Source organism: Vreelandella sp. L-25, assembly GCF_056857535.1.
The window spans coordinates 54,795-63,680 of sequence record NZ_JBSXNH010000041.1; the positions used below are offsets into that span (position 1 = coordinate 54,795).

The following is an 8,886-nucleotide window of genomic DNA, read 5'->3' on the forward strand; positions in this document are numbered from 1 at the left end:
ATCACGGCAATAAAATAGTAGAACCGGTGGTTTTACGGCTCTGTAGTGCATCCTGAGCCTTACCGGCGTCTTGCAGCGGGTAGCGGTTGGCCACGTCGATTTTGATTTTGCCGCTCTCAATCATGGCGAAAAACTCGTCGCACATCATCTCTAGGCGCTCACGGGTGTCGGCGTAGCCGTTCAGGCTTGGGCGAGTCACAAACAGCGCGCCTTTTTGGTTCAAAATACCGATATTCACGCCATCCACAGGGCCAGAAGCGTTGCCAAAGCTCACCATCAGCGAACGGGGCTTCAAGCAGTCCAGCGACATTTCCCAGGTGTCTTTACCCACCGAGTCATACACCACGTCACACATCTCGCCGTTGGTCAGCTCGCGCACCCGCTCTACCACGTTCTCTTCGGTGTAGTTGATGGTCGCCCATGCACCGTTGGCCATGGCTAGGTCAGCTTTTTCCTGAGAGCTCACCGTACCAATCAGCTTCACGCCCAGCGCTTTAGCCCACTGGCAGGCAATAGAGCCAACGCCCCCGGCCGCCGCGTGGAACAGAATGGTCTCACCGCCTTTAAGCTCATAGGTTTGACGCAGCAGATACTGCACCGTTAAGCCTTTCAGCAGGCTAGCGGCAGCGGTTTCAAAATCGATAAAATCCGGTAGCTTGACGACTTTGGACGCAGGCAGCGTGTGCAATTCCGCATAAGCACCCAGCGGGCCTTGGGCGTAAGCCACCCGGTCGCCGACTTTGAGATGCGTGACGCCCTCACCGACCGCATCCACAATGCCCGCGCCTTCGGTGCCTAGCCCTGTTGGCATGGCGGGCGCAGGGTAAAGTCCCGTACGGAAGTAGATATCGATAAAGTTCAGCCCCACCGCTTTGTTAGCGATGCGCACTTCACCGGCAGCGGGGGCGGCAGGTTCGACATCGACCCACTCCAATACCTCTGACCCACCGGTGTTAGCAAGCTGGATACGCTTAGACATCAATGACACTCCTGTTGTTAATTATTGGACATACCCTGCGCGCTATCCAACCGCGTTGGGCGTCATTAATCAAGCTATTAGCTCACTAGGCCGACACGTCGTCGTCATGCACCCATGCTAAACTTGGCAACATTGTGCTTCATGACGCTCAATTGGCGACCACGACACGGAGTGGCTATGACCCATCCCGCAATTTCTGTCCCCACGCTCATCGCCCACCGCGGCTACTCCGCTGCCGCGCCCGAAAACACCCTGGCAGCCGTACGCGCCGCCCACCAAGCAGGCGCAACCTGGGTGGAATTGGATGTACAGCTGCTGAAGGATGATACACCGGTCATCTGGCACGATGGCGACGTTCGCCGCTGCTCAGATGGCCGTGGTGAGCTCGCCAACCTGACATGGCAGCAGGCTCAGCAGTTAGATGTGGGCAGTTGGTTTGGTGATCGCTTTGCGGGGGAAAAAATGGCCAGCCTTGAGGCTATGCTCGCCCTACTCAACGAGCTGGAGATGGGCGTTAACTTAGAAATCAAGGTCAACAAAGGGCGTGACCCCATCCGTTTGGTGGACGTGGTCTTGCCTGCTGTTCTAGCCGCCCTCCCCCCTGAGCGGCTAGTGATCTCGTCGTTCGACCCCGTCGCCTTAGCCCACTGCCGCCAACATGCCCCTAAAGAGGCCCTGGCGTTAGGGGCGCTGTTTGGCAGTGTGCCCAAAAACTGGCGCGAACAGTGCGAAGCGGTCGAGGCGTTTAGTATTCACCCTCATTGGCCGCGGCTCAAACAGACCCAGGCCGCCGCCATGTGCCGCGACGGTTACCAAATTCTTTGCTACACCGCCAACGACCCCAGCGCGTTTGATAGCCGCTGGGCCTGGGGCATTGCCAGCGCCATTACCGATGAACCTGCTGCCTTTAAACGCTACCTAGACAACCGCCAGCGCGCAGGCCAGCCCGCTTAACCTATTTAACCTGTTTACATTCAGGCAACGTCACTAGGGCAACGTCACTGGGACAACGTAATAAGGAGAACGATGAACTATCTTGGTGCGCACGTTAGCGCGGCGGGCGGCGCGGATCAGGCCGTCCTTCGTGCTGTTGATATCGGTGCAACGGCGTTTGCGCTGTTCACCAAAAACCAGCGTCAGTGGAAGGGGAAACCGCTAACGGACGAGGCCATTGCGGCCTTCAAGCAGGCCTGCAAAACCCACGGCTTTGGCCCTGAACAGATTCTGCCCCACGACAGCTATCTGATTAACCTGGGTCACCCAGAAGCCGAGGGGCTAGCCAAGTCCCGCGCGGCGTTTTTGGATGAGATGCAGCGCTGCGAGCAGCTAGGGCTGACGTTGCTCAACTTCCATCCCGGCAGCCACCTGAACAAGATCAGCGAAGCCGAGTGCCTGGCGCGCATTGCCGACTCCATCAATGAAGCGCTGGCTGACACCCAGGGCGTGACCGCCGTGATCGAAAACACCGCGGGCCAAGGCACCAACCTCGGCTGGCGTTTTGAGCACTTGGCCGAGATTATCGATCAGGTGGAGGATAAATCCCGGGTGGGCGTGTGTATCGATACCTGCCACGCTTTCGCTGCCGGGTACGATCTCCGCACCCGCGACGCGACACAGGCCACCCTGGATGAGCTTGGCAAGGTCGTAGGTTTTGAGTACTTGCGCGGCATGCACTTGAACGATGCCAAAAGCGCCTTTGCCAGCCGCGTTGACCGCCACCACAGCCTGGGTAAGGGCAATATTGGGCTAGATGCCTTTAGCACCATTATGCAAGACGAGCGCATCCACGGCATTCCGATGATTTTAGAGACCATCGAACCCGAGATCTGGGCCGACGAGCTCAACTGGCTGCGCGCTCAAGTGCCAGAGGCCGCGCCGGGCAAGTAGTGAATCACATCGTGAAAGCGTAATCGCGTCGCGGTGTTATTGCGCATGGCGTGGGGCCGGTCAGCAAAAAAGCGCAGCCCCTCGCCTGCCCGCAGCGTTTGCCAGCGCTCGTCAATGCGTAGCTCCATCTCTCCTTCCACCACCACGATGTGCTCCACCACCCCGCTAGCGTGCGCCGACGATTCACTGAGCGCCCCCGGTGCGAGCTCGATCATGAACATCTCGAAGCCCAGCAGCGGGTCGTAAGGAAACAGCAGCCGCGCCTGCATACCGGCGCTGTCGTCGCCCCATACCGACTCCCAGCCATCCCGGTGCAGTTCCCCTAATGCGGGCTTGTCGCTATCGAACAGCGTCGAAAACGACACCCGAAAGCCGCTGGCAATCTTCCAGAGCGTCGAGACCGTCGGACTGGACTCGCCCCGTTCGATCTGGCCGAGCATGGCTTTGCTCACCCCGGTTTCACCGGCAGCACGATCCAGGCTCCAGCCACGCTCTTTGCGCAGTTGCCGCACCGTCCCCGCAATATGTTGCGCAATGGTGTGTGGCTCACTGGCCATGGGCTTCTCCTGACTACCGCTTTGGATATGTGACACAGTCTGCTGCCCCTATTGTGCGTTATAACGCACAGTGGTAACGTGAAAGGCGTGCGCTATAACGCACATTTTGCCATCACAGCTTGGGAGAGGCCACCCATGGAAGCGCCATCCACCTGCCACGACTCCGCTGCGCCCAGTCTTTGGCGCGATATTAGTTTGTCGACGATCATTGCGGGGGCAGGTATTGCGCTGTTGGGTACGCTAAGCGGCGGTTTAGCAGGCGCATTTGAAAAAAGCGAACAGCGCGATGCGGCCATCGTGACGTTTTTGCTGACCGGTTCGGGCATTACGCTGCTGGGGATCGGAGGAGCCTTTTGGGGCTTGGTGGCTGGCTTAGCGGTATTGAAAATCACCACAGCGAAAGCAGCATCCTAAAAAGCGGTGCGGCAATACATAAACGCCCCTGGCCGGTTAACCTGCCAGGGGCGTTTAAGACATCCGTTCAGATAAAGATGCCAGCCCTCTACATCGTGGCCAGCCGCTCTTCATCCAGCACGCCGGACATCCGCACCATGGCCAGCGCTTCATCCAGGCTGTCCATCTCTTCAATCACCAGCAGCTCGTTTTCTAAGCTAACCGGTTGGCCGGCCTTATCTGACAGTAGCTTCTCTAATGAGGCTACATCCATAGCGTCGTCTAAGTGGTGAATATCTACCGATGCGCTACTCGCGCTGGGAAGATAGATAGTGCCATTAGAGAAATCCACGGCGTAGGCAATCACCCCTGGAACGATGAAAAACAGCAGACCCACACCATTGGCAATCGCCACCACCGGGTCTACATCACCGCTCAACTGCCCCTTACGCTCAGGGTAAAACATGGTACCGCAACCGCTCAATGCCACAATGGAGACACCTACAACGGCCCCCGTTAACCAACGGCGAACTGCTTGCTGCATGGAGGTTCCCTCGAAATCTTAACGTACCGATAGCCGATGCTGTCGTGTTTGTTGTGTTCAAATCAGCGACTATCGAATCAAATGCCGCTTGATTCTAGCATACTTCAAGAACAGCACACGTTTGGCTGCTGACGTAGGATTTTGCCGCCTTACCCGCTTAGCCGTACAATGCCGGATTCAACGCTAAATTAAGCGCTACGTTCGACACAACGATCCAGCATCACCGCTACCAACCAAGGAATGCTCACGCCCATGCGCGCCAGCCAATTATTGATTGCGACATTAAAAGAAACCCCGGCCGATGCTGAAGTCATCAGCCACCAGTTAATGCTGCGCGCCGGGATGATCCGCCGTCTCACCTCGGGCCTGTACACTTGGCTGCCCCTGGGGCTACGCACTCTGCGCAAAGTGGAAGCCATCGTGCGTGAAGAGATGAACCGGGCCGGCGCACAAGAAGTATTGATGCCTGCCGTTCAGCCCGCCGATCTATGGCAGGAGTCTGGCCGCTGGGAGCAGTACGGCCCGGAATTGCTGCGTTTGAAAGATCGCCACGAGCGCGATTACTGCGTAGGCCCCACTCATGAAGAAGTCATCACTGACCTAGTGCGCAAAGAGATCGCCAGCTACAAGCAGTTGCCGGTGAACTTCTACCAGATTCAAACCAAATTCCGTGATGAAATTCGCCCGCGTTTCGGCGTGATGCGCTCTCGTGAATTCATCATGAAGGATGCCTACTCCTTCCACCTGGACGAGGAATCTCTCAAAGAGACCTACCAGGGTATGTACGACGCCTATACGCGTATTTTCACGCGCCTGGGCCTCGACTTCCGCCCAGTGATTGCTGACAACGGCTCCATTGGCGGCACGGGCTCTCATGAATTCCACGTGCTGGCCGACTCCGGCGAAGACGATATCGTGTTCTCCAACGCATCTGATTACGCTGCCAACATCGAAAAAGCCGAAGCGTTGCCCGCGCCGCTGGGCAGCAACGTTGAGCGTGCGGCCCCTAGCGAAGAGATGCGTTTGGTTGATACACCGGATGCCAAAACCATCGCCACGCTGGTAGAGCAGTTCAAGCTGCCCATTGAGAAAACCGTCAAAACGCTGATGGTTCACGCGGCGGAAGGTGGTCTCATTGCGCTGCTGGTACGCGGCGACCACGAACTCAACGAAGTCAAAGCGGAAAACCTGCCTCAGGTGAAAGCCCCGCTGACCATGGCCAGCGAAGAGGAAATTCGTGCCGCCGTGGGTGCAGGCCCGGGCTCTTTAGGCCCAGTCGGTTTGGAAATGCCGATTATCATCGACCGCAGCGTTGCCTTAATGAGCGACTTCGGCGCGGGTGCCAACGTCGATGGCAAGCACTACTTCGGCATCAACTGGGAGCGTGATGCTGCCCTGCCTCAGGTCGCTGACCTACGTAACGTCGTAGAAGGCGACCCGTCACCCGATGGCCAAGGCACGCTCTCGATCAAGCGCGGCATCGAAGTCGGCCACGTGTTCCAGCTTGGCCAGAAGTACTCCGAAGCGATGAATGCCAGCGTGCTGGGCGACAACGGCAAAACCAGCCACCCGTGGATGGGCTGCTACGGCATTGGCGTGACCCGCGTGGTCGCGGCAGCCATTGAACAGAACCACGATGAGTCTGGCATTATCTGGCCCAATGCGATTGCGCCGTTCCAGGTCGCGCTAGTACCGATGAACGCGCATAAGTCACAGCGCGTGCGTGAAGAGTCCGAGCGCCTCTACCAAACGCTCACCGCCGCTGGTTTAGACGTGCTGCTGGACGACCGTGACACTCGCCCCGGCGTGAAGTTTGCCGACCTGGAACTGATGGGCGTCCCACACCGTTTGGTGATTGGCGACCGTGGCCTGGACAACGGCGAACTGGAGTACAAAGGCCGTCGTGATAGCGAAGCCACTATGATTCCTGCCGACAAGATTGTCGACTTCCTGCGTGAACAAGCGGGCCTTGTTAGCGCAGAGTAATCGGCAGGTATGTCACTGAACACTCCTTGGTGGCGTTTGTCTCCTCGGTACGTGAAGTGGGCGCTGGTGGGCAGCATAATGGTGGCTGCCCACCCCGCGCCAAGCGTAGCAGAGCCTGCCCTACACCCCACGCTGGAAGCAGCCGACCCACAAACGCCCTACGCTCAGTGGCAGTTACAGCAGTGGCGCAGCCGTATGGATGCGCCGCTTTCCCGCTTTCTCGCCTCGCCTGAACAACGCCACACCTTACTCACTCGACTCTACCAAGAGGCCCGGCTGGCCGGGTTACCGCCTGAGCTGGTGCTGGCGTTAATCCAGGTCGAGAGCGCCTTTAATGCCGATGCGGTCTCCTCGGCGGGCGCGGTAGGTCTCATGCAGATCATGCCGTTTTGGGTCGCTGAGCTTGGCCTGCCCATGGACGACCTTACCGAACCCAACCGCAACCTGCGCTATGGGTGCACGATTTTAGCCCACTACCTTGCCATCGAACGGGGTGACTTTACCCGCGCTCTCGCTCGCTATAACGGCAGCCTGGGGAAGACGTGGTACCCAGAGCGAGTACTCAAAGCATGGCGAGATCACTGGCGCTAAGCGTTAACGTCTTTAATTAATCCAGCGTGATAGAACTGCGCGAGTAGCTGCGCCACGTCTTGGCGTACCTGCTCAAATTTTGCGCCTGCAAAAAAGCCTGTGAGCGTGTCACTCACGGAGTCAAGATCCAGCGGCTCGTGATTCAACAGCGCCCACACAGCCCGGCTGGTGGTGTTCAGCCGATGAATCGCGCCGCCCTCCTCGGCAATAACAAATAGCTCGTCGCCTAGCGGAAACTCAAACGCTGCCTCACTGGCCTGCCACTGGCGCGCATCCGTTGGCTCAAGGGCAGGTATCACTTCAGGAGTATCGCAACGGGGCTGGCTGGCCAGTGCCAAGCTCTCTAGGGTGCCACTTCCCCAGCATTTCGTAAGCCACTGGGCTGCATCAAAGGCGTCGCTATAGCGCAGCAGAAAACAGGGCAAGCCCTCAAGCAGTGGCAAGAAGCGCTCGATCAGCGCCTGGTCGGATTCGTGCTCGGCAAAATTTTGCTGTAACAGCTGCCATAACCCATCGCCTGGCTGAAGGCGGGTAAGCTGGGGCTCGTTTAGCGATTCATCGCGGTCAATCAGTAATATCGCCCCCAGCGGGCAGCGCTGGCCGTGGCTAGCTAACTGCGTATTGTCCAAACGAAGATAGCCATAGCGTGCATCCTGAGGGCCAAGGTGCGTTTGTACAAACTGACGAAACTCCAGAGACATCGCGTCAGGAAGCGGTAGCCGCAAGCGAGGTGCCACGCCCAGCGCAATCCCTTCCCCTTGCTTGTTGAGCGCCAGCACATCATCACCAAACACACGCTGCCCAGCCGCTGCAAAGGCGGCGGTTAAGGTGCTTTTGCCCGCCCGGTATGTATCGGGAAAAATCACTAGCTGGCCATTGATTTCCACTGATCCGCAGTGCAAACCCACTAACTCCGGGTGACGATAAAAATATGCCCCGGCAGCATCCGCGATAACGCTACAGGCGGTTCCTACCGCGCTGTCCAGCAGCGCCCCTTCAGGAAGCGCGGGCGCCTCTTGCCAATACCCCTGTGGGTGCCGCCATACGCAGATCTCCGGCGATTGGGTTTGCGCGGCGCAAGGCGTCAAGGGCCAGCCTGGCATGGCGGCTGTTAGGACGGGCAGCAACTCGTCGGCATTCACTAACCGAAGGCAAGGCCCAACGCCTTCTAGCGTATAATCTTGATGATGGCTCGGCATAGCCGTTCCCCTACCAGCGCGGCAATACCCGGCTTAGGCGAATTTCAATGACGCCGTCACGCTCCCAACGTGAGCGCTGGGGCCGAGAATAGTAACGCTCAGGATAGCCATGGCCATGGCGTGAATGATGCTGATGAGAATGGCGCGCTCTGGAATAATCAGGCCGGGAGTAACGGGGGCGCGAATAGTGCGGACGAGAGTAATGAGGTCGAGAGTAGCTAGGACGCGAATAGCTAGGCCGTGAGCGACTTGGGCGCGAATGACGATGCTCGCGGGCTTCAGCCTGCCCCATTGATAACAAGGTAGGCGCAACGTAAAGGGCAGCTGCACCTAAACCCAGACTAGCCAGTACTTGGCGGCGTGAACGGCGCTTGCTTAAAAGGTCTTTAGTGTTGTCGGTAGAGTCACTCATCACATGTCTCCTGATCGATAAGGCCAACAGGTTAACGAACACTGTTTCTGAAATTACTCTAGCTTCACCGACCAAGCGACACCATAGTAGGCGCTTGACTTCCCTATTGTTTACTCTTTTTCTTAAAACAGGCACTTTACCAACGCATAACTGCCAATGCGCTTCAACGGTTATTAATACAACTTAAAAAAAAGACGCAGCGAGTAGGGTGAGGCGTCTCCGCCTCATCCCTCTCACAGAACCGTACATACGGACCACGTATACGGCTCATGCCATTAACTTACCCCGAATTCGGGGACAGTGATGCCGGTTCTGACCCTGGTCAGATCCAATAACCG

The 8,886-nt window shown here is 57.7% G+C and carries 10 protein-coding genes; 5 read left to right on the forward strand and 5 right to left on the reverse strand.

Annotated elements, in window-relative coordinates; translation table 11 throughout:
• Position 1: 1 nt before the first annotated feature.
• Positions 2–979 carry an NADPH:quinone reductase gene (locus AC13CN_RS03830; RefSeq protein ID WP_228219538.1) on the reverse strand — a complete coding sequence of 326 codons (978 nt, stop codon included), beginning with the start codon at positions 977–979 and terminating at the stop codon, positions 2–4.
• 177 nt (positions 980–1,156) lie between these two features.
• On the opposite strand from AC13CN_RS03830, the gene AC13CN_RS03835 reads away from it, so the two are divergent.
• Complete coding sequence (locus tag AC13CN_RS03835) at positions 1,157–1,933, forward strand: glycerophosphodiester phosphodiesterase family protein (protein ID WP_044628042.1); 777 nt, start codon at positions 1,157–1,159, stop codon at positions 1,931–1,933.
• A gap of 72 nt (positions 1,934–2,005) precedes the next feature.
• Complete coding sequence (nfo, locus tag AC13CN_RS03840) at positions 2,006–2,866, forward strand: deoxyribonuclease IV (protein WP_044628043.1); 861 nt, start codon at positions 2,006–2,008, stop codon at positions 2,864–2,866.
• Here the strand turns inward: nfo and AC13CN_RS03845 are convergent.
• Positions 2,836–3,423 carry a helix-turn-helix domain-containing protein gene (locus AC13CN_RS03845; RefSeq protein WP_044628044.1) on the reverse strand — a complete coding sequence of 196 codons (588 nt, stop codon included), beginning with the start codon at positions 3,421–3,423 and terminating at the stop codon, positions 2,836–2,838. The two genes, nfo and AC13CN_RS03845, sit on opposite strands and share 31 nt — an antisense overlap.
• 135 nt (positions 3,424–3,558) lie before the next feature.
• On the opposite strand from AC13CN_RS03845, the gene AC13CN_RS03850 reads away from it, so the two are divergent.
• Positions 3,559–3,837 carry a benzoate/H(+) symporter BenE family transporter gene (locus tag AC13CN_RS03850; RefSeq protein WP_044628045.1) on the forward strand — a complete coding sequence of 93 codons (279 nt, stop codon included), beginning with the start codon at positions 3,559–3,561 and terminating at the stop codon, positions 3,835–3,837.
• A gap of 88 nt (positions 3,838–3,925) precedes the next feature.
• Here AC13CN_RS03850 and AC13CN_RS03855 read toward each other — a convergent pair whose 3' ends face one another.
• The gene (locus AC13CN_RS03855; RefSeq protein ID WP_054641308.1) at positions 3,926–4,360 is read right to left on the reverse strand and encodes a hypothetical protein; all 435 of its coding nucleotides are present in this window, start codon (positions 4,358–4,360) and stop codon (positions 3,926–3,928) included.
• 252 nt (positions 4,361–4,612) lie between these two features.
• Here AC13CN_RS03855 and AC13CN_RS03860 point away from each other — a divergent pair, with 252 nt between their 5' ends.
• Complete coding sequence (locus tag AC13CN_RS03860) at positions 4,613–6,346, forward strand: proline--tRNA ligase (protein ID WP_044628047.1); 1,734 nt, start codon at positions 4,613–4,615, stop codon at positions 6,344–6,346.
• A 9-nt stretch (positions 6,347–6,355) separates the two neighbouring features.
• Positions 6,356–6,937 (forward strand): transglycosylase SLT domain-containing protein, encoded by a 582-nt coding sequence (locus AC13CN_RS03865; protein WP_058577777.1) that lies wholly within the window; start codon positions 6,356–6,358, stop codon positions 6,935–6,937.
• On the opposite strand, the gene AC13CN_RS03870 is transcribed toward AC13CN_RS03865, so the two are convergent.
• Positions 6,934–8,136: a PqqD family protein gene (locus AC13CN_RS03870; RefSeq protein ID WP_044628048.1), complete on the reverse strand. Its 1,203-nt coding sequence runs from the start codon at positions 8,134–8,136 to the stop codon at positions 6,934–6,936. The two genes, AC13CN_RS03865 and AC13CN_RS03870, sit on opposite strands and share 4 nt — an antisense overlap.
• A 33-nt stretch (positions 8,137–8,169) precedes the next feature.
• A complete protein-coding gene (locus tag AC13CN_RS03875) occupies positions 8,170–8,466 on the reverse strand; it encodes a hypothetical protein (protein WP_253557203.1) in 297 nt (98 codons plus the stop codon).
• Positions 8,467–8,886: the final 420 nt, after the last annotated feature.